24 protein-coding genes are annotated in these 25,031 nt (G+C 64.7%); 2 read left to right on the top strand and 22 right to left on the bottom strand.

The features are described 5' to 3' along the window. Positions 1-25: 25 nt before the first annotated feature. From ASF30_RS11970 to ASF30_RS11935, 8 genes are all read right to left on the bottom strand, one after another. Positions 26-496, bottom strand: a complete 471-nt coding sequence (locus ASF30_RS11970; protein WP_055906664.1) for a hypothetical protein — start codon at positions 494-496, stop codon at positions 26-28. 66 nt (positions 497-562) lie between these two features. After that, complete coding sequence (locus tag ASF30_RS11965) at positions 563-1,123, bottom strand: hypothetical protein (RefSeq protein WP_055906661.1); 561 nt, start codon at positions 1,121-1,123, stop codon at positions 563-565. 86 nt (positions 1,124-1,209) lie between these two features. After that, positions 1,210-2,037 (bottom strand): phospholipase D-like domain-containing protein, encoded by an 828-nt coding sequence (locus ASF30_RS11960; protein WP_055906658.1) that lies wholly within the window; start codon positions 2,035-2,037, stop codon positions 1,210-1,212. A 68-nt stretch (positions 2,038-2,105) separates the two neighbouring features. Continuing rightward, on the bottom strand, positions 2,106-2,843 hold the full coding sequence (locus tag ASF30_RS11955; protein WP_055906655.1) for a hypothetical protein: 738 nt from the start codon (positions 2,841-2,843) through the stop codon (positions 2,106-2,108). Then, positions 2,840-4,861 carry a hypothetical protein gene (locus ASF30_RS11950; RefSeq protein ID WP_055906652.1) on the bottom strand — a complete coding sequence of 674 codons (2,022 nt, stop codon included), beginning with the start codon at positions 4,859-4,861 and terminating at the stop codon, positions 2,840-2,842. Before ASF30_RS11950 ends, ASF30_RS11955 begins: the two co-directional genes overlap by 4 nt. Before the next feature lie 213 nt (positions 4,862-5,074). Then, positions 5,075-6,694 carry an RCC1 domain-containing protein gene (locus ASF30_RS11945; RefSeq protein WP_055906649.1) on the bottom strand — a complete coding sequence of 540 codons (1,620 nt, stop codon included), beginning with the start codon at positions 6,692-6,694 and terminating at the stop codon, positions 5,075-5,077. Continuing rightward, a complete protein-coding gene (locus tag ASF30_RS11940; RefSeq protein ID WP_157497297.1) occupies positions 6,691-7,491 on the bottom strand; it encodes a hypothetical protein in 801 nt (266 codons plus the stop codon). The genes ASF30_RS11945 and ASF30_RS11940 overlap by 4 nt, the downstream gene beginning before the upstream one ends. Positions 7,492-7,562: 71 nt before the next feature. Beyond that, positions 7,563-8,150 carry a hypothetical protein gene (locus ASF30_RS11935; protein WP_055906643.1) on the bottom strand — a complete coding sequence of 196 codons (588 nt, stop codon included), beginning with the start codon at positions 8,148-8,150 and terminating at the stop codon, positions 7,563-7,565. A gap of 345 nt (positions 8,151-8,495) precedes the next feature. On the opposite strand from ASF30_RS11935, the gene ASF30_RS11930 reads away from it, so the two are divergent. Beyond that, complete coding sequence (locus ASF30_RS11930) at positions 8,496-11,078, top strand: hypothetical protein (RefSeq protein WP_055906640.1); 2,583 nt, start codon at positions 8,496-8,498, stop codon at positions 11,076-11,078. 65 nt (positions 11,079-11,143) lie between these two features. Here the strand turns inward: ASF30_RS11930 and ASF30_RS11925 are convergent, their stop codons facing one another. Genes ASF30_RS11925 through ASF30_RS11910 form a run of 4 tightly spaced genes read right to left on the bottom strand, consistent with a single transcriptional unit; the run spans position 11,144 to position 16,117 of the window. Beyond that, complete coding sequence (locus tag ASF30_RS11925) at positions 11,144-11,611, bottom strand: prepilin peptidase (protein ID WP_055906637.1); 468 nt, start codon at positions 11,609-11,611, stop codon at positions 11,144-11,146. Next, a complete protein-coding gene (locus tag ASF30_RS11920; RefSeq protein WP_055906634.1) occupies positions 11,611-12,936 on the bottom strand; it encodes a type II secretion system F family protein in 1,326 nt (441 codons plus the stop codon). The genes ASF30_RS11925 and ASF30_RS11920 overlap by 1 nt, the downstream gene beginning before the upstream one ends. Positions 12,937-12,939: 3 nt before the next feature. Beyond that, positions 12,940-14,040 carry a type IV pilus twitching motility protein PilT gene (locus ASF30_RS11915; RefSeq protein WP_055906631.1) on the bottom strand — a complete coding sequence of 367 codons (1,101 nt, stop codon included), beginning with the start codon at positions 14,038-14,040 and terminating at the stop codon, positions 12,940-12,942. Continuing rightward, positions 14,030-16,117, bottom strand: a complete 2,088-nt coding sequence (locus ASF30_RS11910) for a GspE/PulE family protein (protein ID WP_055906628.1) — start codon at positions 16,115-16,117, stop codon at positions 14,030-14,032. The genes ASF30_RS11915 and ASF30_RS11910 overlap by 11 nt, the downstream gene beginning before the upstream one ends. Before the next feature lie 304 nt (positions 16,118-16,421). On the opposite strand from ASF30_RS11910, the gene ASF30_RS11905 reads away from it, so the two are divergent. After that, positions 16,422-17,198 carry an RNA polymerase sigma factor gene (locus ASF30_RS11905; RefSeq protein ID WP_055906626.1) on the top strand — a complete coding sequence of 259 codons (777 nt, stop codon included), beginning with the start codon at positions 16,422-16,424 and terminating at the stop codon, positions 17,196-17,198. A 98-nt stretch (positions 17,199-17,296) separates the two neighbouring features. On the opposite strand, the gene ASF30_RS11900 is transcribed toward ASF30_RS11905, so the two are convergent. From ASF30_RS11900 to ASF30_RS11855, 10 genes are all read right to left on the bottom strand, one after another. Beyond that, positions 17,297-18,268, bottom strand: coding sequence for a hypothetical protein (locus tag ASF30_RS11900; protein ID WP_157497295.1), 972 nt, complete (start codon positions 18,266-18,268; stop codon positions 17,297-17,299). A gap of 217 nt (positions 18,269-18,485) precedes the next feature. After that, positions 18,486-19,034: a DUF6036 family nucleotidyltransferase gene (locus ASF30_RS11895; RefSeq protein WP_055906620.1), complete on the bottom strand. Its 549-nt coding sequence runs from the start codon at positions 19,032-19,034 to the stop codon at positions 18,486-18,488. Then, the gene (locus tag ASF30_RS11890; RefSeq protein WP_055906617.1) at positions 19,031-19,516 is read right to left on the bottom strand and encodes a hypothetical protein; all 486 of its coding nucleotides are present in this window, start codon (positions 19,514-19,516) and stop codon (positions 19,031-19,033) included. Before ASF30_RS11890 ends, ASF30_RS11895 begins: the two co-directional genes overlap by 4 nt. 108 nt (positions 19,517-19,624) lie before the next feature. Beyond that, positions 19,625-20,590 (bottom strand): hypothetical protein, encoded by a 966-nt coding sequence (locus tag ASF30_RS11885; RefSeq protein ID WP_055906612.1) that lies wholly within the window; start codon positions 20,588-20,590, stop codon positions 19,625-19,627. Between the two features lie 208 nt (positions 20,591-20,798). Next, positions 20,799-21,743: a hypothetical protein gene (locus ASF30_RS11880; protein WP_055906610.1), complete on the bottom strand. Its 945-nt coding sequence runs from the start codon at positions 21,741-21,743 to the stop codon at positions 20,799-20,801. Positions 21,744-21,765: 22 nt separating this feature from the next. Continuing rightward, entirely contained in the window at positions 21,766-22,269 is a 504-nt protein-coding gene (locus ASF30_RS11875; protein ID WP_055906607.1) for a hypothetical protein, read from the bottom strand. Between the two features lie 75 nt (positions 22,270-22,344). Next, the gene (gene nrdH, locus ASF30_RS11870; RefSeq protein WP_055906604.1) at positions 22,345-22,581 is read right to left on the bottom strand and encodes a glutaredoxin-like protein NrdH; all 237 of its coding nucleotides are present in this window, start codon (positions 22,579-22,581) and stop codon (positions 22,345-22,347) included. A gap of 248 nt (positions 22,582-22,829) precedes the next feature. Beyond that, positions 22,830-23,354 (bottom strand): hypothetical protein, encoded by a 525-nt coding sequence (locus ASF30_RS11865; RefSeq protein WP_055906601.1) that lies wholly within the window; start codon positions 23,352-23,354, stop codon positions 22,830-22,832. A gap of 240 nt (positions 23,355-23,594) precedes the next feature. Continuing rightward, complete coding sequence (locus tag ASF30_RS11860; protein WP_055906598.1) at positions 23,595-24,290, bottom strand: hypothetical protein; 696 nt, start codon at positions 24,288-24,290, stop codon at positions 23,595-23,597. Between the two features lie 17 nt (positions 24,291-24,307). Further along, a complete protein-coding gene (locus ASF30_RS11855; RefSeq protein ID WP_055906595.1) occupies positions 24,308-25,015 on the bottom strand; it encodes a hypothetical protein in 708 nt (235 codons plus the stop codon). Positions 25,016-25,031 lie beyond the last annotated feature (16 nt).

Below are 25,031 nucleotides of genomic sequence, written 5' to 3'. Positions count from 1 at the left end.
CCAACATGTGCGGAGCGGGAGGGATCTACTCGGCGGCGAGGCCTGCTGCTCGGACGAGGGCGTAGGCGCGGTGGTCGTAGCCGCCGTACTGCTCGTCGTACTCGTCGTCGTCAGTCCAGTAGGTGCCGGATCCAAAACCGGTGACGAGGCCGTTGCGGTCGAGGGTGAGGCGGAACGTGTTCTCGTTGTCCCAGTCGTTGATGTCTGTGTAGAGCGCGATGATCTCGTTCTCGTCGTGGATGTCGATCTCTGGGGTGTCGAAGTCGTGGAGGACGCCGGCGAGGTGAGCGAGAGCGTTCTTCTGGCCGTTGTTCAGGTCGTCGGCCGATCCGCCGAGCCAGCCCTTGATGTGGCGGTCCTCGTTGAAGGGCGGGTTGGGCTGGACCACGTTCGCGACCGGGCTCGACTGGCCCTTCTCCGCGAACAGGGCGGAGTGGGCGGTGCCGTTGGGGAGGACGCCGCCGCGGGCGACCTTCGTCTCATCGAAAACAGGCATGGTGTCGGTCCTTCACAAAAGTAGGGGCCGCCGGAATGGCGACCCCTACTAGGTGTGTGGCCGGGATCAGATGTACTCGGACACCGAGCCGTGCTGGGCTGCGCCCATGAGCTGGGAGATCTGCTCGCCGCGGTAGCCGGCCATCTCGACCCAGCGCTCTCCGTAGTTGTCGGAATAGTCGTCGTAGGCAGAGACGGAACCGTCGGTGTTGAGGACGAACAGGGAACCGGTGGGGGACTCTGCCTCGTCGGTGTGGCGGACGGAGACGAGGAGGCGGTCGCCGTCGCGGTAGGTCTTCGCCTCGATGAACGTGGCGTCGTCCTGCATGCCGAGCTTGCGGAGGTCTTCGATCTCGTTGAGGTGCTCGAGCTCCCAGACGCCGTTCACGGCGGCGGAGGCGGCGGAAGCGAACGTGCGCTCCTCCTCGCTGAGGTTGGTGACCTCGGGGATGTACTTGCCGGCGACGCGGTCGTGGAAGTCGTCGACGTTGTAGTCGGCGGTGTACTCGTCGGCGACGAGGAACGATCCGGCCTCAGGCTGCGCCTGGTCCTTCCAGGTGAACTTCGACTTGTGGAACTTCCCGTCGACGCCGACGTGGCCGCGAGGCTTGACGGTGGTGGTAGACATTGTGTTTCCTTCTGCGTAGGGGGATCCGCCCAACAGGGAGAATCACCTCTCCTAGGTGTGCGGCGGTTTTTCGGGGTGGTGTTTGGTCAGGCTGCTCGGCGTGTCCGGGCACCTGACGACGGCTTCCGGGACGGTGTTTGCTTCCGGCCGGCGGACTTCCTGGTGCGGGGCTTGTCCTTCCCGGACGGCGCCGGCTTCTTCGCAGCTGCCGCCTTCGTCGACGGCTTCGCTGCCGTCCCCGGCTTCGGTGGCGTCCAGTCCGGGTCCGCCTTCCCCGCGGCGAACTCCATCGGCTCCGACAGTGCTGCGACTCGGGCCCATTCGGCTAGGTACGACTGGGCGATCTTCGGGTCGAAGATCTCGACCGAGTTCTCGAAGTTCCGGTCGGCGCCTGCCGTGAAATTGAATGAGCCCGTCCACACGGCGGTCGGCTTCCCGCGCTCGAGGCGGACGATGAACTTGTGGTGCATCAGCGGCGTCTGCTCGCTGCGGGACACAGCGCCGACACACCGGACCGGGTCGATCAGGTCGTCACCGGTGATCTCCGACAACGGGGCCGGGAAGTCCTTCCGGCTGAGCCCGCCGGTGAGCCGGTACAGGGTGTCGCGGTTCCGGACAGCGATCGGGTTCTGGTCGGTGGAGCGGAGCGCCCACTCCTTGTTCACGATCAGCGACACCGGCCGGGAAGCCAGCGCGTCGACGAGTCGCATGCTGGTGATCCAGGCGACGCACCCAACGATCGCTTCGGATCCGCGGATGAACTCCTCCAACGGGGTGTGAAGGTCACCGAAGTGTGAGATGACCTTCGGGGTGGCGACACCCCGCTCCCGGTCCTCCCAGTCGAACGTGACACGTCGGCGTGCTGACGGTTTCGGGCGCAGCTCGGACAGGGAAGGGATCTGTGTGCGGGGCAACAGTGGCGCCTTTCAGGGTCGGCCCGCGCGAACGCGGACACCTTCAAGGCATGTGGCGGATGCGGAGCTCAGTGTCCGGGTAGGCCGGACGGGTCTCCGGTGCCAGCTCCAGGGGCTGCGACGATGAGGATGCCGCGCCCGTCTGTCGTTGCCACTGACGCGTACGCGAACCGGGTGTCTGATTTCAGGACCGGCGCGAGTACGTCCTTCTCCTTACCGTCAATGGCGTGCGCCATCAGGTCGTTGTTGGTCACCGAGTACCCGCCGACCAGGACGATCGCATCCCGGCCGCAGACCTCTTCAACACCGATCGAGGCGGTGTGGTTCCGTTCAGGCAGGGTCTTGGCGGCCCAGCCGGCCAGGCAGGTGTCAGCTTCGACGGTGACGGAGTTCACATCAGCACCTGACACTGCGGACGCAGCGACCTGGAAGTTGGTGAAGGTGTACGAGGTCGAATCGACGATGCCGATGCCATCGTCGAACCCTGCAGCTGGGATCGGTTCGTCCACCCAACGCTTCTGGTTTGCTTCGCCAGGCTTCACGTACGGGTTGATCGGAGGCTCGTTCGCCGGGTCGGTGGTGTCTTCGCCGCGGACCCAGTCGTCGTAGTTGTTGGCGTCCGCGAGTTTCTGCTCCTGAGCGGTCAGCGCTTGAGACGCCGCGTCCGCGGCACTCTGGGCGGCGGCGTTGACCGCGATCGCACCGGTGATCGCCACGCCAGCCACAGCCAGAGCGGCGAGCACGAGAGTGCTGCGACGGAACCGACGTGTGGCGCGTTGCTGATGCTTGGGCATCAGTTCGGTCACGGGTCAATCACCTCGATGAAGTGGGTGGTGGTTTTCGACCACGCTGAGTGGTTCCACGGGCTGGTGCACATGTACTTCGCGTCGCGGTACTCGGCCATTCGGTCCGCCTTCGCGTACCCCTTCTGCCACTCCCAGCCGTCACCGTTGTTGAACTGGACCATGCCGGTGTTCTCGCCGCTGGGCTTGATCGACAGAGCGTAGGTGTCGTACAGGTCGGAACCTGCCGGGCAGTAGGTGGTGTACTTCAGGATGATCCCGTCGACCTTCGGGCTGCACCCGGAGGGCCAGTTGATGTAGTAGTTGCGGCACGTCTGCTTCATGGTCGCAGGGCCAGCCCATGTGGGAGCTGCCGGCTGCAGGTAGCCGGCGTCGAACTGGGGCGACTGAACCGTCTTGACTGCGGACGTGTTCCCGGTGGAGGCCGACTTGCACATCGCCTGGACGGAGTAGCGGAACGGGTAGTCCTGGTACTGGCCGGTCGGCGTGTAGTTGGCACGTGCGGTTGTGGTCACCCATCCGGTGTCGTCCCACACGCCAGAGGTGGCGTCGTACGACTTGGAAGGCCAGTGCAGGCTCTTGTACATCTTGTTGTACAGGGTGGTGCCGGCCGGGCAGGACGTCGCGTACGCCCAGTCAGCGCTTCCCTTGGTTCCGCTGACGACAGTCCACTTGAAGGTGCCCGGTGTCGGGGTGGCAGGCCAAGCGTTTGAGATCGACGCTGTGTCGCTGCCGGCACCTCGACCGTTGACGGTGGGGACCACACGGTAGTTCGTCGTTGCGCCGTAGGTGGTCCCGGACGGCTGTGACGTCGTGTACGTCTGCGCGGTGATGTCGCTGACCAGCGGCGTCCCTGAAGCGATGAGCCCGTTGTCGGACGACCAGACCAGGTCATACGTCGCGACCAGCGAGGAGACATCCGTCCAGGTCAGGACATGCTTCTCCGGGGTGGCGCCAGCCTTAACGGTGAGGACGGTAGCCGGGAGCGTCTGAACGTAGGTTGTCGATGCCTTGGTTACGTCCTTGTTGGTGCCGCAGGTCAGGCTGACGGTTACGGTCCCGGTGGTTCCGTTGGGGACGCCGTTGATTGTTCCGGTGCTGGCAGCAGCTCCGAGCACCGCGTCGATGGCGACGCTCTTAGAAGCAACACCGGTGGAGGGTGATGTTGCTGTCCACTTGACTGTTCCGACGCTGTTGATGCCGCCAGCGCACTGACCGCCGGTGAAGGCGAAATCGATGCCTTCACGGAGTCCGCCGTACGCGGTGCTGGAGGTGCTTGACGTTCGGGTGACTGTGATCGCGGGGATCTGAACAGGTGTGGGGTCCGGTGGGAGGCCCGGGGTTCCGGCCGGTGGAACGTACTTCTGATTAGGTGCCGCCTGGGCATAGTTGACGAACTTCGTCTGACCGACGAACTTTGCGTTCTTGGTGTACTTGGTCAGTTCCTTGTTGTTCGAGGACACGTTCAGCGTCACGGTCTGAGGTCGCTTGTCGTCCCAGTCTTCCTGGCTGATGCTGACCGGTCGAACCACGTTTCCCGTCTTGGCGTCTCCGCCGAGAGCTGCGACAGACAGGTCATCGAAGGTGACGATCCGGTTCGCGACGCTGGTGTAACTGAAGACGTTCGGGGCGACATCGTCGAGGATGATGGCACGTCCGGAGGCCGTGTCGGGAATAGGGGTGCTGGCTGAGCAGGCGCCGGGCTGGGAGAAATTGTCGACGACCAGGTCAGACTTCCCGTTGCCGGCATCGACGTCACGCCACACCTTCACCCTGCACTTGGGCCCGCTGACGTTGGTCAGCAGCGCGGCCTGGCGGGCTTTCCCACCGATGCTCTTGCCGATGACCATGTCCGCGGACTTCACATCTTCGGTGAACCGGATGGTGCCGGCCTGCTGGCTGACACTGTGGTGGGTGTTCTCCTGCGCCATGACGGAGAAGCCAATGGTGGCTCCGACGATGCCGACGAGGGCGCTGATGATGACCGTCTTCACGGTGATGGAGACGATGAGCTCGGACACAGAAGTTGCTACTCCGGCGCGCTGAGACATCAGCTCGCGGGTGCGGGTTAGGAATCGTGACGTTTGCATGTGGTGGAACACCTCCGTGGGTTTTCTCATGCGACGTCCCGTAGGTGTGCGGCCGTCGCGGCTACTTCTGAACGACAGACATGTGGCGAAAGCTGGCCAGCCGCTGCGGGCGCTTCTCCCAGAGGCGCAACACGGCGGTAACGGCTACCAGTCCGAGGTGACGAATCCTGACGGGACGGGCATCCTGAACGCCTTCGTTGTGCCGACCGGCGTGGGCGAAACACTCCACAGACCGGTGCCTCCGGGGTTCAGCTTCCAAGCGTCGCCTTGGTCGTCGATGGCGGCTACGGCGTTCGCGGTAGAGCCATTGACGGAGGCGGGAGCGATGTAGGAGAACTTCTGGCCAACCATGATGTTCACCGGAACCTTCGAGCCGGAATCGAATGCTCCTCCATACCGGTACTCGTCGGATCCCCAGGCGTACAGTGCTCCGGTTGGAGCGATGCCGTAGGTGGTGTCGCGCACCATGAATACCGAGATGAACGTTCCGGATGACGTTGCGACCGGGCTCTTGCGTGTTGTGGTGGTCCCGTCGCCGAGGCGTCCGTCGGTGTTGGTTCCCCAAGACCAGACCTTGCCCGCCCGGTCGATCGCCGCGGCTCCGTCTGACGCACCGGATTCGTTCGATGCGGTCACCATCGTGAACTTGGTGCCGGCCTTGATCTGAGTGGGAGGTGCGTTGACTGCGTCCGTTCCATCGCCGATGATGCCGGTGCCCCAGCCGAACAGGTCGCCGTCGTCGGCCAATGCCCAGCCTGCGTTTCCGGAGGCCGCCACCTGCATGATCCCGGAGATCGGGAGCTTGCCAGGTGTGGTGGCCGACGCTCCTGTGGCGCCGCCGAGCCCGCCATTGGCCGTGCTGCCCCAGCCGTACACGTTGTGGGAGCTGTTCACGGCGAAGACACGGTCCCCGTCGGATGCGATGTCGATCCACACGGAAGAGATGATCTTGACGGGCTCGAGTTCGTTGGTGCTGACGTCTGCGTTGTAGATCAGGTTGGTGGTTCCGTCGAACCCCCAAGCCCACAGGTTGCCGGAGGTGTCGATGGCGAATGTGGTTTTCGCGAGCGTGATCAGGTCCGAGTATGTCCTCGTTCCGATCTGCTTCGGCGTCGCGCTGTTCACTGTCGAATTGTCACCAAGTTGGCCGTAAGTGTTGGAGCCCCACATCCATAGGTGCCCGTCGGAGTCGATCCCGCCGCGAGGCTGGAGGACAAGCCACTTTGTCCGCGCGTTCGACAGGCCGACGCTTTCTGCGGCGGTGAGCTTCCGGACTGAATCGGTGGCGGCACTCCAGACCGAGAACACCGTTGTGTCGGCCGTGTTCGTGGCTTTCGTCCAGGTGTACTTGCCGGTGTCCGGGTCGACGCTGGCGATGTGAGTGACATCGTTCCTGTGGATGTCGATTACGCGTTTGACGTCTGTGCCGTTGGTGAACCTGGCGGTGATCGTCAACCTTTTGGTAGCAGAGTCAACGTCGGCGACAGAGTCGATCGTGGTTGTGACGCCGGAGTACGGCTCGGGGGCTTTCGGGCCGGCAGCCAATCCTCCGGCCGCGGTTTCGGTCAACTCGCCTGCATAGACGTTCGCACGAGAGACCACAGCGCTGGTAAGCATCATGGTGTCGGCTGCAGTGCGGGACTGGAATGCGAAGGCGACGACTGCTGCTCCGACACCGACCATGAGGATGAGCATGATTGCAGCGAGGCCGAAAGCCTCAGCGAAGCCGCGTCTTGATCTGAGGACGTTGAATCTGGTGATCACAGGGTGCCTGCCTTGTAGATGAGGACGTCGTTGATGTCCATGTCTCGGTCGTAGCTGACGATGGTCGCGGGATAACCGGGACGGAGGACGAGGGTGCCGAAGTAGCTGGTCGGGGTTGTAGTAACTGGGATGGTGGCGATCACGATCCGGTTCTGGACGATCTGGATCTGCCCAGCTGACCCGACTGCGCTGGCGTCGATGTAGTACCGCCACAGGGAAAGGGGCGTGCCAGCTCCCGCGGTTCCGGACGGTGTCGCGGAGGTGGCGATGGTGGTGCGGGCGGGAACCGGGTCGCTCCAGTCCACGTGCGACGACAGGGCGCTGCGAAGTGGGAGCCGGCTCGTGTCGGTCGCCACGAAGTTCGAAGAGTAGAGGCACGTCGCCGGGACGGCGGTGCGGGTCGTGCAGGCTGTGCCCGTGTAGCCAGATTTCGGAAGGGCGGCTGTGTACCGGATGCCTCCGGCGAACTTATCCGCCCAGAGGCGGGCGTCAAGTTTGGTGCCGGACGGCAACGTCCGAGGCTCGGTGATCTCCGTCGTGATGGCCGTCTCCCACGCCGGGACGGATCCCGGGTTGCTGGTCAAGGCGGTGAGGTCCTGAATGCGCTCCGAGTCACTGGTGAACTGGGTGATGGCCGTCATGGAACTGACTGCCATGGTCGCGACCACACCCATGACGATGACAGCGATGATGGTGGCGCCCACGGCGTCGGTGATGGACGACCCCCGGGTGTCGGCGATCGCGGTGAGACGTCGGTCGGTCGCAAGACTGAGGCGTGTGCGGAGTTTGCTCAGCATGGGTTCGTCCTTCGTGAAGAAGATCGCCGGGGCCACTGATCTCTCAGTGGCCCCGGCGATGGAGCGGATCGCTAGTCGATCGTGGCGTAGGACACCATCTGCTGTGCAGCAGGTGTGGCGGGGTCAGCCTTCTTGTCGAGGGCGGTCTTCGCCGGGCAGGTCACGCCGACGATGGTCGGAGCGACCGCTGTCTTTCCGTCGGTGACGTCAGATGAGGCGCTGGTTGCCCAGAAGTACTTGCCGTCTGCGGACTTGATGCCTGCACACCAAACGGGCGTCGAGACCCCCACGACGGTGGTGGTGTCGGTGCCCTGGCGGATCACGATCGGCTTCTTCGAATCGAGGATCGACTTCGCGCTGACCAGCGTGGCACCATCGCCGTATGCGCCCGCTCCGGCCTTCGATGCGTACAGCTGCTCGGCGGTCTGGACCGTGGACAGGTCGCTGGTTGCTGCGCCCTGCTGTGCCCAGGGCACGAGGACGATGACGCCGAGGATGACGGACGCGATGATCGCGAGCGAGATCGTGACGGCGACGATGATGTTGGGGATCGAGACCTCGATGCCGTCCTTCTTGCTGAGGACGGTCTTTCGGGCTGCGATGTTGGTGAGGAAACGCCCGGTGCCGGGTCGGTCGATCACCTTGAGGGAATCTGTCATTTTGCTTTCTCCTGTTGGTTGGGTTGATCGCCGGGCGTACCTGGCGGGGTCACAAGAACAGACATGTGGCAAAAGCGGGCGTCCGAGCCTCAGGTGCCGCAAATCGGCGGACAGTCGTACCCGTCACCAGTTCGGGGCATCATCTGTGACCTAGGGGTGTCCGGTGCAGCCGATGTCGGAGTAGGCACATAACGTCGTGGTGCCGCACATGTAAGTGGCGAAGGAAAGACCCGGAAGAGGACCATGCAGAACGCCACAAAGAACTCAGATTTCGCCACATGCCGACGCGATGTGGGTACAACGAAGCGGTCTCAGTCCAACGTCGCGCGCAGCCTGTGTGGGAGCGTGGCGGCCATCGCCATCGCAGCTCTCACCTTTACCGCGGTCGCCCCAGCCTCGGCGGAGGAAGCCGATACCGCCCTGCAGATCACCGGTCGGCTCGTCGTCACCCAGCCTGAGATCACCGGAACCACCCCGCCGGATGCAAGCGAGACCGACTATCAGGTCGTCACCCCCGACGGAACCTTCATTCCCATCGAAGGCGACACAATCCCCGCCGACAGCACATCCGGCGCCGACGTGAACATCACCGCCACGCCGACAGACGCCGTGCTCGACGCCGCCAACGTCACCGCGACCGGGAGCATCACAGCCTCATCGGACGCCGGACAGAAGATCACCGCCGCCGCACAAGCAGCCGGTGAACCCCTCGTAGTCGCCACCGGCACCATCACCGCCGCACAGACGGAACCGGTCGAAGGTCAGCACACGCTCGACGTAGCCGTCATCACCGCGAACGGGAAAACAGCCAACGTCACCGATGAGTACCTCACCAACCTCGTAGGCATCGCATCAGATTTCTGGTCCGAGCAGTCCGCAGGCGCAGTCCCAGCCATCACCATCCAGAGAATCGACCGTTTCGCAACCGCCACCGACGGCTGCGGCGACACCAACCGGCTCTGGTCCGAAGTCGCCGAACACTTCGGGCACAGCGTCTATGACTACTACGGATCCAACCCGAACCACCTACTCGTCGTCTCACCCAAGTCCTGCGGCAACGCCGCCGGATACGGCACCCTCGGCAGCGGCTTCGCCGGCGGCACCCTGTGGGCTGCGCTCGGAAACCCCAACGACGAGCAGACCCTCGAACACGAACTCGGGCACAACTTCTCCCTGCAACACAGCAACGTCGAAGACTGCGACTACCCCAACTTCGACGGAGCGTACGACGGTGACGGTTACGACAACGGATGCACCGAAGACGAATACGCCGACATCTACGACGTCATGGGCATGGGATACCTGTACTGCGACTTCGAAAGCTGCCACCCCAACGCTCAGACTCCGGCATTGAACCTAAACAGCAAAGACCGTCTCGGCGTCATCAGCCCCGACGACGCACCGACGCTCTACGGCAATACAGATGAGCCCTCGACGAACACGTACACGATCGGGGCGGCATCTGACCTGTCAGGCATCCGCGGCCTCCACATCGTCGACCCCATCTCCGGCGAGGACTACTACGTCGAGTACCGCAACGCCCAAGGTCGCGACACTGGATCCATCTACAGCCTCTTCACCGACGAGATCACCGACGGCAACAACCTCGACCGGATGGGGTCTGGTGTCAGGATCCTGAAGGGCAGCCTCGCATATGGCGGCTCCGTCGTCCTTCCCGACCGAACCAGTGCCACTGTCGCCCGCCTCGTCTGGGTCACTGGACGCACTTTCACCTCCCGCACAGGCGGATTCTCCCTGACTGTCAACGAGCTCACCGGACCGGCCGCCACAGTAGACGTCACCTTCGGTCAGAGCCTCCCCGCTGTCTCAGGTTCAGCGCTCCCCACAATCGTTGGAACGGTCACCCCGGGGGTGACCGTCACCGCACAGGCGGGCGCGGACTGGAGCCCGAAGCCGACCCGCATCGCCTGGCAGTGGTACCTCGGCGGTGTCCCGATCGCTGGCGCGACAGCGTCTACCTACAAGGTGAAGAGCACCGACCTGTACGTCGACCTCTCCGTTGTCGGAATCGCCTTCGCGGCAGGTCACACCCCGACCAGCTTCACTAGTGACAACTACGAAGTGATTGAGAACCGAAGCCTCTCCTGGACGGCGCCCCCGATGGTCACCGGCACTAAGCAGGTCGGCTCCAAGCTTTCCATCACAACTGTCGGGAACCCGTCTCCGAAGCCCACCGTCATCACCTACCAGTGGTACCGCGACTTTGCCGCGATCTCCAAGGCGACCAGCAACACGTACGTTCTGACGTCAGCCGACAACGGTCACTCCGTTTACGTCGAAGTCAAGGCATCCGCACCCGGCTACAAGGCGACCGCTAAGTCGTCCACCATGGTGAGGATCTCTGCCGGCACGTTCACCGGTTCGGCATTGCCGACGATCTCCGGTGAGCCGTTCGTGACCCGCACGCTGAAGGCGAACCCCAGCTCCACCTGGGCGCCGGCGGCAACCGCGTACGCGTACCAGTGGTACCGGAACGGTGCGGCGATCTCGAAGGCGACCACTCAGACGTACAAGCTGACCACCGCCGACAAGGGCAAGAAGATCCAGGTCCGGATCACCACTGGCAAGTCCGGGTACACATCGAAGGCCCGGACCAGCACCGCTACGGCAGCCGTCGGCACGCTGAAGTCGTTCGCCGGAACATCCGCATCCACAGTCTCCGGAACCCGCAAGGTCGGCTCCACCCTCACCGGCCGGCCCGGCAAGTGGACACCGACAACCAGCGTCAAGTACACCTACCAGTGGTACCGCGAAGGTGCTGCCATCTCCGGTGCGACCAAGTCCACCTACAAGCAAGTCACCTCCGACTACGCGAAGCGAATCACCGTCCGAGTGACAGCCAGCAAATACGGGTACGCAGCGAAGGGGTCGACGTCGACGATGTCGGTTGCACGCACGGTGCGCTGACCCCGAGCCAACCGGAAACGCCCCGCACCAGTCGATCGGTGCGGGGCGTTCTTTCGCTCATGCCTTCAGATGAGGAGCATCGCCTGGCCGAACACGATGGCCGCGGCGAACCCGGCAAACATCGCTGGTACGTGGGGGAGCTCCGTCACAGACGGTCCGACGAAGATGCGGGCCAGCAGCCGAAGGAATGACTGCACTCCGAAAGCCACCAGTACCGCCCAGACTGCGAGCATCGGGCTGACAGTGCCGATGACAGCGGCGGGGATCGCCGCAAGCTTCACGTCACCGCCACCGACCCTGCCTTCCACACCGAGCTCCAGGTAGAAGACGAACACGAGGGCTCCGGCCGCGGCTGCCCAGATCCACTGCCAGCCCGTCAGGCCATCGACCCGGAACGCGATCAGGGTGGCGGCGGCCAGCGCAGCAGTCGACCATCCGTCCACTTCGAGGCGTTTCGCGTCGACGAATGCCAGGTAGGCGAGCCCGGTGAGGACGATGAGGAAGGCGGCGATGGGGGCTTCCCCACCGACCATCAGTGCTTACCCATGTTGATCATCTGCGGCGCAAACGTCGTGACTGGGATCGCAACCATCAGGATGACGGCGGCTGCCGCGACCAGGACGACGATCTCGGTGAGCGGACCAACCCGGTCGGAGAACTGCTCGAGGCGGCGCTTCGACTTCTTGTGGAAGATCTTCCCGAGGTCGCGGAGAGTGTCGATCAGGTGGCGGGGGCCGGGGGCGATGTCGATGCGGTTCTTCAGGTTCCATGGGAACAGCGGGGTGGCTGCGACGTCGGCGAACACCGCGTCACCGACGCGCTGCTTCTCGATGTGTGACATCACCCAGGCTTCGACGGCGTCGTTGCCTGCGGCACGGCCGGCGACTTCGAGTGCGTCGAGCTCGTTCATGCCGGATGCGAGGCAGGCGGCGAGCACTTCTGCGAACCGGGCGGCGGCCGCCATCTGGGTGATCGGTCCGAGGAGCGGCATCTTGATGGCGATGCTGTCCTTCATCTCCCGGAGCTTCGGGTTCTTGTGGCCGGCGAACAGCCAGAAGATCGCGAAGCCGATGAGGAGAACGACCACGCCGCCGATGATCCACTTGAACGAAGCTCCGACGGCGATCATCGTCGTCGTCACCGGCGGGACCTCAGCGCCGATGGACGTGAACATGACAGCCACCTGCGGCAGCAGCCACTCGGCGGCGACGATCACGAACACCAGGACGATGCCCATGGTGAGCAACGGCTTGAACAGGGCAGCCTTGATGGCGGCCTTCACGTCGGATGCTTCAGTGACCAGCATCGCGGCGTGGCGGAGGTTGGCGTGGAGGTCCTTCGGGGTGACTGACGCTGCGAGGAGCTCGCGGGCGACGCGGGGGAACACGTCCTCTTCGGCGCAGAGCGCTTCGATGATGTTGTCGCCGTGGATCCGCATCCGGTCGATCGCGCGCTTGTAGGCGGCGCCGACGTTCAGCTTCTCGTACTGGCGAGCCAGCTCTGTCAGGGCCCGCTCCTCGGACTCGCCGGCCTCCAGCATGGAGGCGAGGTCCTCGAGGGTCTCGCCGACGTCTTCCGGTCGGGCCTTCTTCGCCACGACAGTGAACATCGGCTTCTTCTCGCCGCTGGTCGCCGACTGCACCGTCTTCGTCTTCTTCGGGGCTTTCGCAGCCTTGGGTTCCTTCGCCGCCTTGGGCTCCTTAGGGGCCTTGGTCTTCTTCCCGGTGGCGGCGTCACGGAGACGCTCCTGAGTCTCTGCGTACGTTTCCTCGACCACAGCAGCGGACGGCTGAGCCGGGACGGCACCGTCAGCGGTGGGGAGCGGAGCTCCGAGGTTGAACTGGAATGTGTCGGTCATGGGTCAGCCTTTCGCGGGGGTGAAGCCGGCTTGGGTAAGGAGGTCGTTCATGGTCCGCTGGTCGCGGGCCATCTTCATTGCGAGTTCAGGTGTGATCGATTCGGCCTTCACCAGCTCCGCCAGGGAGGCCTCCATCGCGACCATCCGGTCCTGCCGGCCGGTGCCGAGCAGGTGGGCCTGGGCGAGCTTCATGTCGGAGCCGAGGATGATCTCGGAGAACGCGCGGGTGTTGAATGCGATCTCCTGCGCCATCGCCATGCCGCCTCCGACCTTCGGGAGGAGCTGCTGAACGACGATGCCGATCAGCACCTGGGACAGCTGGGTGCGGATCAGCGCCTGCTCCGACGGCGGGAACATGGAGATGAGCCCGTCGATCGTCTCGGCGGTGGAGCCGGCGTGCATGGTGGAGACCACCATGTGGCCGGACGCGGCGGCGACGATCGCGGACCTGGCGGTTTCCGGGCTGAGGATCTCACCGACGAGGATGATCTTCGGGTGGGATCGCTTCGCGTTCTCCACGCCGACGGCGAACGAGTCGACGTGGGCGCCGATCTCACGCTGGTTCACCAGGCTCTTGCCGTCGGGGTAGACGAACTCGATCGGCGCTTCCAGCGTGTAGATGGCGGACGGCTGCTCCAGGTTGATCTTGTTCAGCAGCGCTGCGATCGATGTCGACTTCCCGGAACCGGTCTGCCCGGTGAACAGGAACAGCCCGGCGGGGCGGTTCGCTGCGTCGATGAGGGATTCCGGCAGGTTCAGCTGCTCGACGGTGGGGATGTCGCGGGTGATGATGCGGATCGTGATCGTGGCGCCGGCCAGCGTCTTACGGGCGGCGATACGGCCGCGGAAGTTGCCGCCGATGTCGAACGAGGCGTCACCTTGCTGGTGCTCCTCGAACTTCGCGATGCCTCCGGGGACGAACTCCTCGATGATCTGGTTGATGAACTCCTGAGGCATGACCGGGTAGTCCGGGTGGGCGAGGGTGGCTTTGTCCTTCACGAACCACACACCGCGGCGTGCGGACAGGTGAATGTCGGAGCACTTCTCGCTGCCGAAGTACTCCAGGAGGCTGTTGAGCTGTTCAGCTACGGGGCTATGCGTCACGTCCGATGACCCTTCTGGATTCGGCTTGGTCGGTGATTCCGCTGGCGATCAGCTCACGGAGGGTCTGGGCGAACGTGGTCGACGTCTCATGCGCTGCGGCGCGGATGTCGCCGAGGGACTTGTTGGCGATGACCTCGTCGGTGAAATCGTCGGTCACCTCCAGCACCTCGTGGATGGGGTGCCTGCCGACGTACCCGCCGTTGCCGTCGAGCTTCCGGACGAGGCGCTGGGAGATGATTCCGTGCACGGAGTCGAGGACCGACAGCGGGGTGTCCTCCGACAGTTCGATCAGACGGAGAACAGCGGTGACGTTGTCGGTCGCGTGGATGGTGGAGATGACGCGGCGGCCTGCCTTCGCCATACGGATGGCGGCTTCAGCTGTGGCGGCGTCGCGGATCTCGCCGACGAACAGGGTGTCGAAGTCCGCGCGGACGAGGAACTTCATGATGTGTCCGAAGCCGGCGCCGACTCCTTCGTTCACTTCCAGCTGGTGGACGTTCGGGAGGATCCGCTCCACCGGGTCCTCCACAGCGATCGTGGAGCGGCCCTCCACTCCGACGTCGAAGATGGTGGCGTGGGCGGTGGTGGTCTTGCCTTCACCCATGGGACCGGCGATGAGGGTGAGCCCGCCGGGCTTGGCGAGGAGCTTCCTGGTGGCGGTGAGGTTCGTCGGGCTGAAGCCGAGCTCGTCGTACGTCTTCAGGCGGCCGATGGACGGTAGGCGGAGGACGATCTTCTCGCCGCCGTCGAACAGCGGCAAGGTGACAGCGCGGACACGGTACGGGTACCCGTCGATCGGGAGGGGGTACTTCCCATCCGACGGGACGATCGACGAGGACGTCGGAAGGTCAGCGGCCGTCTTCAGCTTGTTGAGGATCATCGTGGCGTCACGGCCGGTGACAGTCCGGACATGCTCCAGGTCGCCGTCGCGTCGAGCGAGCAGGGTGAGCTCCCGGTTCACGCCAGACAGGTCCAGGTGAACGTCGGATGCGCCTGCTTCGACGAGGTCGCGGAGGACACCGTCGACCCAGTTCTCCATCGGGTGGTTGTCGACCAGCTCAGCGAGCGGCTTCCTGGACGACTGCTTCACCGGCTGCACAAGCTGGACTGCAGGTGCGATCTCCGGTTCGACGACCGGGGCGCGCTTCGGGGCGCGGTCCACCAGGAAGATCGGGACCGGGTTGGCCGCGGCGGCAGCCGCGGCAGCAGCGGTTGCGGCGGCTGCAGCTGCGGCGGCTGCTGCGGCGATGCCGTTCGGGTCAGGGTCGACGGTGGCGGTCTCAGGCGCAGCATCGATGGTCGGCTCAGCGGCGGGCTCTGCCACGGGCTCTGCGGCGGAGACGAGTGCGTCGAAGGTGAAAGCGGGTGCCGGGGTGGTGGCATCCAGCGACCAGGCCGGTGCAGGGGTCGCGGGAGCTTCGGCCTCGGGTGAGGCTTCTGCCTCAGTTGCTGCTGCGGTGCTGAAGGCGATGAGGGGTGCGGCCTGCTCGGCGGGCGCCTCAGTCTCGACGGGGACGTCGATGACTACCTCGGGCTCCAGCTCCGGAGTGGCGTCGACATCGACGTCTGCCTCGGGGGCATTCGCGATGACCGACCAGGCCGGGGCCGTTGTCTGGGCCGAGTCGACCGGTTCCGCAATCGGCTCGACATTGTCTGCGGCTGCTTCGGTGGCGTTTGCATCGGGGAGCTGGATCGCGAAGCTCGGGGTGGGGAACTGGATTGCGAAGTCGGGGACCGCGGGTGCGATGGCTTCGGTCACCTTTGCGGCGGGCTCGGGAGCCTCCTCGGCCGGTGAGGTCAGCAGGTCGTCGAAGGACAGCGCGAACGGCGACGGAGCAGAATCCAGCTCCTCGGTGGCGGGTGTGACCTCCGGTGCCGGCTCGACCTCGGGGGCGACGGTGGCTTCGGGGTCGATGGTGGGCTCGACAGTGACAGGCGCGTCCTCGGCGGGGACCTCATTGATGACCGGGGCGGGTTCGGCGGGGGAGCGGTGGCTTCCCTCTCCGGGATGCGGCGCTGTGGATCCCAGCTTGCGAGCGAGCAGCTCAGCGTAGAGATCAGGGGTGGGGTCTGTCATACCCCAAAGACATGTGGCAAATGCGCGACGTTCCGGCGCGGAACGGAAGAAATGTGCGCCGACTATCAACTAGAGGTGTTCGCTCCGCGGATCGAAATGTACCCAGTGAGGGGGTACACACAGCATGCGTATGCATGCAGGTCGCGCGACGCGCCGGGCCAACATCCCCGAGAACATAGGCAACGGGGGCTATGTGGAACCTGGCTAGTTACCGGCGGGGCAGCATACTGCCCGCGACACCGTCCATTCCGACCCTCGAAGTGAACATATTCTCATCTCGCAACACAAAAGGGGAGCACCAGGAATGAGCACGGCAAGCATCAAGTACCGCGATGCGACTGAAGAGACCATCATCAAAATGGCAAGCGTCGGCGACATGGAAGCACTCGGGGAACTGTGCAACCGCCACTACGAAGCCGTACTCGAGATCGTTCGTGCGGAGCTGCACAACCAGCCGGCGACAATCTCGGCAGAGGACATCATCTCCGACCGGTTGGAGCTGGCGGTCGCCCACATCAACGCTGGGTGGGGGCTGCCGGACAACTTCGTTCAGGGGTTCGTCGAATCAGCGAAAGCAGAAGCACGACGCGTCTCGCGTCCTGACGCGGACGCGCCGGACGCGGCACACCTCATCCACCACCCACACCCAGAGGACATAGCGGTCGAACACGCCCGCCACCTTCTCGCGATCGAGATCTTCCGAGGCCTCCAACCCCGGTACCAGACCGTCCTGTGGCACACCCTGTCCGGCGCGACCAATGCCGACATCGCCGAGCTGATGGGTGTGTCGGTGAACACAGCCAACGTGTTGAAGCACCGTGCGATCCGGAACCTCCGCGCCTGCTGGGACAGCCACCCCGTCTCCACCACACCGTCGGGGGATTTGATGGAGGAGCTCCTGAAGGCAGCCGAGGCGCCCGATGAGCCTGTTGAGGAGGAAAAGCTCGCCGCGGCGAAGCCGCGGAGGTCGGTAAGGGTCACCGCCCCGGTTGCGAAGCTCAACAAGGGAGGCCGTGCCACCGTCGACATGCGTCCTGCGTTCACCAGGCCGGAAGCAGCTCGGGCGCTCGCTTTCGCGTGATGTGGTGTTCAACTTTCGTGCGCGTTCAAGTTTGTTGAACAGCAGCGCAGATTGAACAGTAGCTGCGGATCAGAGGTGATCGAACCGATGTCTGGCGGCTATCCGATCCGTGTCATCCCGACGATGATCATGTTCTCGCTGGAGCCGCCGAGGCAGGTCTGGTAGACGAGGTCGTAGCCGTGCGGGACATCCGCGGTGGTGTTGCGGGACACCGACAGGTGAGCGACGACACCCTCGACGCGGTAGAGGCCGTCGACGCCGGCGCCGTGGACGCGCACAGTTGCTCCTGGCCAAGTCGGGAAGCTGGAGCCGCCGCACGACCAGTGCTCCGCAATAGCCGTGGTCCCGTATTTGGCGGTGACGTTCACGGATCCGTTGCAGGCGTCGATCTCACCCTGCCACCCGTACGTCCACACGCCTTCGTCGTGCTCGGCGCCGCCACCGGACTCGCCGGCCGTCGGAGCGTCGTACTCGCCGGTGCCGTCGTACTCGCCGGTGCCGTCGTACTCGCCGGTGCCGTCGTTCTCCTCTGCAGCATCCGCGGCTGCCGCGGCCGCTGCAGCTTCAGCTGCTGCACGGGCTGCCGCATCCGCCGCAGCCTTCTCGGCGGCGATCCTCGCCTGCTCCTTCGTCCATGCGTCCACAGCTGAGGTGACGGCGGTCGACGCTGCTGTTAGCTTCTGCTGAGCGTCCGCCAGATCAGCGACGCCCGTCAGGTGGATGCTCCCGAACCGCTCCGCAGCTGCTGCGTAAGCGTCGGGCTGCTGGAAGTCGGCGGTCTTCTCAGCGGCGTCGACGCCGTCGTCGGCATGGTTCGCCTGGCGGTTCGCTTTCGCGGCCGCCTTTCTCACCTGCTGGATCGTTTCGGCCAGGGCGGTCCGGGTGGCTTCGGTCAGCACCTTGCCGGCGGACGAGTCGAGGGTCTTCTGGGCTGAGGCTGCTGCGGCGTTCGCGACGGCGACCGAACCGTACACACGGACCCGGTCATTGTGGAACTGATCGACTGCTGACTTGTAGCGGTCGGCGGACAGGCCGATCGCATAGGCGCGGTTCGTGTCGACAGCGGACATGCCGCCGACGATGATTGCGCATGCGACTGCAGCGGCAGCTGTCCGGATCAGGGCGGTGCGCCACAGGGACGTCTTCTGGGGGTTGGCGGGCACGGGTCTGCCGTTCGGGATCTTCGGCTTACTGGCCGATCGGGAACCGCCGCGTGGGCGGTGCCGGCCACAGCAGGCCGACACCCTTCAGGCATGTGGCGAGGTCCGTCCGCACGATGCACGGCGTTTAGCGGTCGGCTGGCAACTCGTCGATCCGTTGCAATGTGCGCTTGACGGCGGGGATGTCGTCAGGGGAGAGCATCAGTTCGGCGCGTTCCTCGATGACAGCCCGATCGGCGAGGCCGTCCTGCAACATCGCGTTGACATACAGTACGTCTTTGGTTCGTTCGGCGGCGAGCATCGACAGGCACAGATCGTTGACGTCCATGCACCAGACGGCAACGTCACGGTCCCCGGAGGCAACCTCGATGCGAGCGGCTCTCTCCTCCCAGCCCTGTACCCGGGAGATCAAGTCGTTCCTCACCGCCTGGACGTAGAACCCGTGCTCCTGATGGAACTCGCTCATCTCGCCGAGCTCCTCGGTGATCCGAAAGTGGTCTTCGCGGCTCCTTGCCACAACGTCGAGCTCTGCGGACATCGTCGCTTCGCCGGGAATCTGTGCGGGCTTGTACATCGCGACGATGGCTTGCGACCCAACCAGGAGCAGTTCGCTGGAGTCAGTGAGCTCGGCAGCCCGACGGGCCGCCATCGCGAGCTCCTCCGGGCTGATGGTCATCGTGGACCGGACAGGATCCGATGGAGCAGAGCGGAACGTTCAGCCTTCGTCAGAGCGAACGCGAACGGAGACACCTGGCGCATGTCGATCGCCAGCTCGGATTCGGAGATCATCATCGCCACCAATTCTGGCAGAGGACCCCCGCAGAGGCGCTCCCATTCGTTGATCCATTCCCGGGACTGTGAACCGTTGGAATGAGCCTTCGCAGCGGTCAGCGCGCGGCCGGCGCCTCCGAGGATGGCGCCGTCGTCGGTGAGCAGCTTTCCGGCGATGTGCCGGTGCAGTTCCAACGACAGCCGTGCTTCCTCAGTGAGACGTTTCGCGGGAGGCATCTCGGCGCGCATGTGAACTGTGACGCCGAGAGCTTCGAGGTTGGTCATCCAGTTCTTCAGCGAGATCGCGCCGGCTCGTTCGTTCTCCTCGGCCTTCACGATCGCGTTGGTGGTGCGTCCGACGCGCTCTGCAAGAGCCCTTCTCGACATACCCAACGCTGTTCGGTAGGTCCTGATGAAATCCGTCGACACGTGTCCCCAAATGAAATAGCCTGCCCCCATCTTAGGGGGCAGGCTATACGGGTCCTCGGCTGAGATTTACTCAGCCACCTCGTCCTCGGGGTCGGCCGTTTTGGTCGGCGTCGGAGTGGGTTCAGGTGTCGGCTTCGGGGCGGGGATGGTCGGCTTCTTCGTGTCGTCCTCAGCCTCGTCCTTCGCGGCGTCGGCCTTCGCAGCGTCGGCGTCCCACTGGGCGCGAGCCTCAGCGACCGCCTTCGTCACAGCGTCTCTGACGGCGGCATCGATGCGGTCCTGGATCGCCTTCTCGGCGGCGGCCTTCTCTTCGGCGGCCTTCTTCTCCGCAGCAGCCTTCTTCTCTGCGGCCTTCTTCACGTTCGCCTGACGCTGGATCTCGACGACGTCCTTTCGCTGCTGCGCGGTGTTCTCCAGGTTGTAGTGGAGGACGTCGTCGTTGGGTGCGGCGCCGTCCAGCTGGGCGGCCGCGGCGACCATCTTGTCCACCATGTCGGCGGGAACGTCAGGTGACGACTTCGACGAGGACACAGCACGGTAGTGGACCTGGTCGATGATCTGGGCCATGGCTCGGTACATGCGCTCGTAGGCGCGCTGCAGGCGGGGGAGGTCGTTGGTGTCCAGGGCTGCCTTGGCTTCGTCGAGGTCGGCGGTGAAGCCGGTGACGATGGGCTCCTGGACAGCACCCTTCAGGATCTCTGGCATGTCGGCGTACACGTCGGTGAACCAGCGGATGTCACGCTTCACCGCGGCGACGGTCGCCTGGGCGTGCACGTCAGCGTTCTGGCTCTTGTTCACCTGGGCGGCTGTCGACAGGTGGATCTGGTCGGCGATCGCAGAGGTGGCGGGGACGGCGGTGCCGAGGGCGACCGCTCCGATCAGGCCGACGGTGATCCAGGCTCTTGCCTTCGGGGACACCTTCTTCTTCGGCGTCTTCGGGAGCAGGTCCTCGTCGGTGACGGGGGTGGTGCCGGCGCGGTCAGCGAGGTACTGGACGGAATCCTCGACGAGGTCGTCGAACTTCTTCTTCATGGGTGCTTCTCGATTCGTGAATGCGGGGTGGGTCGAATCTGTGGGGTCGGACCGGCCGAAGCATCTACCCTCAGGGGCGGTGTCTCAGACCCCGCGCCCGACAGCGCCCCGTTGGAGAGGGGAGTTCCGGCCGGTCCTGGCCGCCGTATCCGGCAGCTGTCAATAGGGCATGTGGCGAAAACTGGCGCTCCGGGAGAATTGCCCGAAATTAGTTCCCGTTGATCTTCGCGAGACGTCTGGCGGACGGTGCCGGCATGTGCTTGGACGGGCAACGGTGAGTGGCTTCGGCGACGGAGAACCGGTGGCAGCTGCGGCACTCGACGACGTCGACACGGTGGCCGCCCCGGACGAGCCGGTTGTAGGCGCTGCCGACGGATGTGGCATTCCCGAACTTGCGGTAGTCATCCTCGTGGGCGCGGTACCCGTACAGCTTTCCGCGGATCTTGATGGCCAGAATGCTGCGATCCCGGTCGTAGGCCTGGGCTTCGATGAACGTGGACGAGGCCGCGGGCTGCTCCAGTCGGACGCCGCCTGCTGAGAACCGTGCCATCCGTCGGGTGATGAGGTTGCCGGCGTCGGCAAGTGCGGCTTTCGGGCGGCGGGACTCGAGAACCGCTGAGACTGCCTCGGCGACCAGCTGGTGGTTGTCGTCGGGGAAGCCGAGGCCCTGGACCGACCATTCGTTCAGCGCGTTCTGGGTGACTCGCACCCAGCCGGACACGGACCCGCCGGGGAACGTGCCTGTGACAGGCACGTCGAAGGTGCCGCCGTTGTCGTAGGAGAACTTCTTAATCGCAGCCGCGGACGGCATCTGGATCGACACCTGCGGTCCGGCGTAGCGCTGGACTACTGTGCGGCGGCCGGATGCCGAATTGGTCTCAGGGAGCTTCGGGTAAGCGCCCTTCTTCCGGGTTTCGGACAACGCCAAGTGGCTCACCCACCAGTCCGCTGCTGAGCTGAACCCGTCATAGTCGGTGATCCTCGCCGGCTGGTACCCGTCATCGATCAAGGCACGGCGGCGGGCGTCGCGGGCGTCAGGGTTCGGGCGCAACGAGATGTTCGCCTGGGACTGGTGCTTGTTGCCCCACTCGCCTCCGTGGCCTCCGGCGGCGCCGGCACTTACTCGTGGCTGGGTGAGGGTTGCTTTGTCCATGGAGTCGTAGGTGTGCGGCCCGTCAAGCTGCGGACTCGTCGAGGACTTCGAACTCCACTTCCTCTCCGAGGTACAGCGTGCCGAACTCGTTCTCCACGGCCAGGCATCCCGGCATGACGGAGCTGCGTTCGATGTCGTCGATGGTGAGCAGGTTGCCTGACGGTGCGACGATCACGTCGCCCGCCTCGAAATCCTCTGCGGCCTTCGTGTAGGTGGAACGCTCCGGGTAGGTGAGGGCCGGGGCGCCTTCAGGCTCCACCTCGAAGGTGAGGTCGTCGTCGATGTACAACGTCCCGAACTCGGTCTCGATCGCCCGGCAGCCATGGAAGACGAAGCTCTCGTCGCTGTTGTCGACGGTGGCTCGGGTGCCGTTCGGGCCGACCAGGATGTCTCCGGGCAGGATCTCCGTGGCGTACTTGGTGGTTGGGGCTGCGCTGATGGTACGGCCCTCCGCGGCTGACTGGTGCTTCGGCTCGGAGCCGTTCAGCTTGCCGTTGGGGAGCTTGACGAAGTTGTTGTCGGTCATGCACTCCTAGGTGTGTGGCCGGCAACGACGAACGCCCCAGCCGAAGCCGGGGCGTTCAGGTCAGACAGGAGAGAGCTACGCGGCGATCTTCGCTGCGAGCTCGCCGATCTTGATGGGGTTGAAGCCGGACCAGTGGTCATCGTCGGTGATGACGACGGGGGCCTGCAGGTAGCCGAGAGCCTTGATGGTCTCGAGCGCGTTCTCGTCGATCGAGACGTCGACGACTTCGTATTCGACGCCCTTGTTGTCGAGGGCGCGGTACGTGGCGGTGCACTGAACGCAGGATGGCTTGGTGTAAACGGTGACGGTCATGGTGGGTCCTTCCAGAGGTGAGAAAAGCGCCCTTCCGGACGCCGTGGGTTGTCGTGTTGTGGAGACGTAGGTGTGCGGCTGTTTGACGGCCGGTGTGTCGCCCGGATGGTCAGGGCGAGGGGTGCGGAACGGCGGCGCCGAAGCGCCGCCGTCTCACGAAACCTCCGCGTGCGGCGGAGAACGTCCAGGGCTGTGGTTGGCTCCGGATCACCTCCGCGGTGGCGGAGAAAAGGGTGTTGGTAGCCGGCTCAGGCTGCGGTTGCGTCCATGAACAGTTCGCCGAGGCCGGCGTCCTCCAGCGAGCTGAGGAACAGACGCTCGTCGGTCGGGTCGATCAGGACCACCTCACCGGTCGGGACCGGCGTCTTCGTGTACGGCTCGTAGTCGGAGGACGTCAGAACCAGCGGGATCGAGTGCTCCCACTCGCCGGTGAACGGCGCGAAGGCTCCTCCACGGATGCCGTACAGGGCCGTGAGGGTGTCCTCGTCGGCGTTGCGGACATCCAGCTCGCCTGCGTCGATCGCGGCGGTCACGATCATCGCCTGAAGCTGGTTGGCGACCTTCGCCGCCTCCTCGACCCGGAGGATGAACGACTGGACGTCACCGTCGTAGCTGTCCGGCAGGTCCTCGTAGCCGGGGATGAACCGGGCGACGATGCTGGTCAGCGAATCGGCGTACACCGTCTCGGTGTCGGTGATGAACGCGAACGGGAACTTGGTGCCGTCCTCGCGCAACGGTGCGGGGCCGATCTCGGTGGAGATGACGAACGTCATGGGTGTCCTTAGGGTGCGGGGGTCCGTGCAGGCACGGGTGTACGAGCTACATGTGCGGATCTCCGCCGTTTTGCTCTAGCCCTCTTCTTCAGCCAGCAGGCGGTGCTCTTCGAGCTCCTCCCGCGATGTGAACCAGCCTGTTTCGTGCTGCTCGCCCATCTCAACCTCCCTTGATTCCGTAGCCGTCAGTTATGTCAGCTGTGAGCCATGTGGCGACGTTACTGACGGCCGCCGACAAGGTCAGAAGGTGAAGGTGAGCTCCGACCCGTGGCGGTCGCCAGACCAACGGGCTGACTTCGGCAGTGTGCTGTCCCGGTACGTGTTCGAGATCGCCTGGCGCATGTCGGACCAGTTCTCCGTCTCCGGGAGGGTGTTGCCGTCACGGTCGAGGATCTCCAAGGGGACAACGGTGACCGCTTTGCCCAGGTCGACGATCTCGCATCGGATCGCGGCGGCGCGCGGCTCCCGGAACAGGATGAGGAACGCGGTCTGGTCGTGGATGGCCTCCTCGACATCGCGTTCGGCCTGTTCGATGCGTTCGCGGGCCTCGCGTTCGCGGATCTCCGCGGCGGTGCGAGCGCTGGACAGCGCGACGGAGTGCTGAACGCGCTGGACCATGTCGGATGAGTACTCGGCGTGGAAGTCGAACGCGTCCGTCTTGTCGAGACCTGCTCGCCACATCGCCGCGTCGAACTCGTTGACCGCGAACCGGTAATCGGCGGCTGTGCCCCACTTCATGCGGTCGGGGACGTCCTCAAAGGTGTCCCGGACGGCTTCCTCATGCGAGCCGTACGCCGGCACCCACTCTGCGGCAGGCTGCGGGCGGGCGTCGTCGTCGATCGGAGCGTGCTCCTGGGCGACGAACGAACCAGCGGTCCCGTTTCCGGGGATGATGTTCTTGTCCTTGCCGCGAAGCGGCTTCTGGTTCTGAGGCATGAACTGTAGGTGTGTGGCTAGCTGACCCACGGGGCGACCGGGTGGGGGCCGGTGGTCTGCTCGACGATGTCGTCGTACAGCGCGTCCCACCATTCGCCGCCGTCCCGGAACGCCTCTTCCAGAGCGGTGAAAGGGGCCGCTGCATCATCGTGCAGGTCCTCGGACGGGCGGCCGATCAGCGGGTCGCCGGCGGCGGCTGCAGCAGCGATCGCCTGGTCCTTCGTGAGGTACCCGTTGAGCATGGCGTTGATCGCAGCGGCAGCGTTGCTCACCTTCTTGTAGCCGGAGCCGTCACGGGCGTCGGTTTCGGACGAGCGGATGTCCGCAGCCATCTGTTTGAACGCGCGCCCCCAGCCGTACCCGGTGTACCGTTCTGCGAGGTCGTCGACGAACGCCGCCAGCTCCGAGAGCCGAACGTCAGTGACACCGTCACCGGAGTAGCAGCCGACCGAGAGCTGAGCGTCGAACGCACCGGGGAGCTTCTCGGTGACTTCCAGCCGGTCGTAGTTGTACCCGCAGTACTCGCAATCGGCACCGCCGAGGGACAGCTCCCAGTCCCGGCCGCCATCCTTGTCCACCGACGAATTGTAGGAGATGGTGTCGTCGGACTCACGCGGCGAGTAGAAGTAGTCGTCATCGACCTCCATGAGGGCTTCCTCCTCAGATGCCTGGGCGATCTCGTCGAGCTCGGCTCGCTCGTCCTTCGTGGGGGTGTACTTCGGCATGGTGAAGTCCTTCGTT

This window comes from Leifsonia sp. Leaf264, from assembly GCF_001422325.1.
Classification (GTDB): Bacteria; Actinomycetota; Actinomycetes; order Actinomycetales; family Microbacteriaceae; genus Orlajensenia.
The sequence above is the reverse complement of the archived record's forward strand: the minus strand, read 5'-3'. Positions and strand labels throughout refer to the sequence as shown.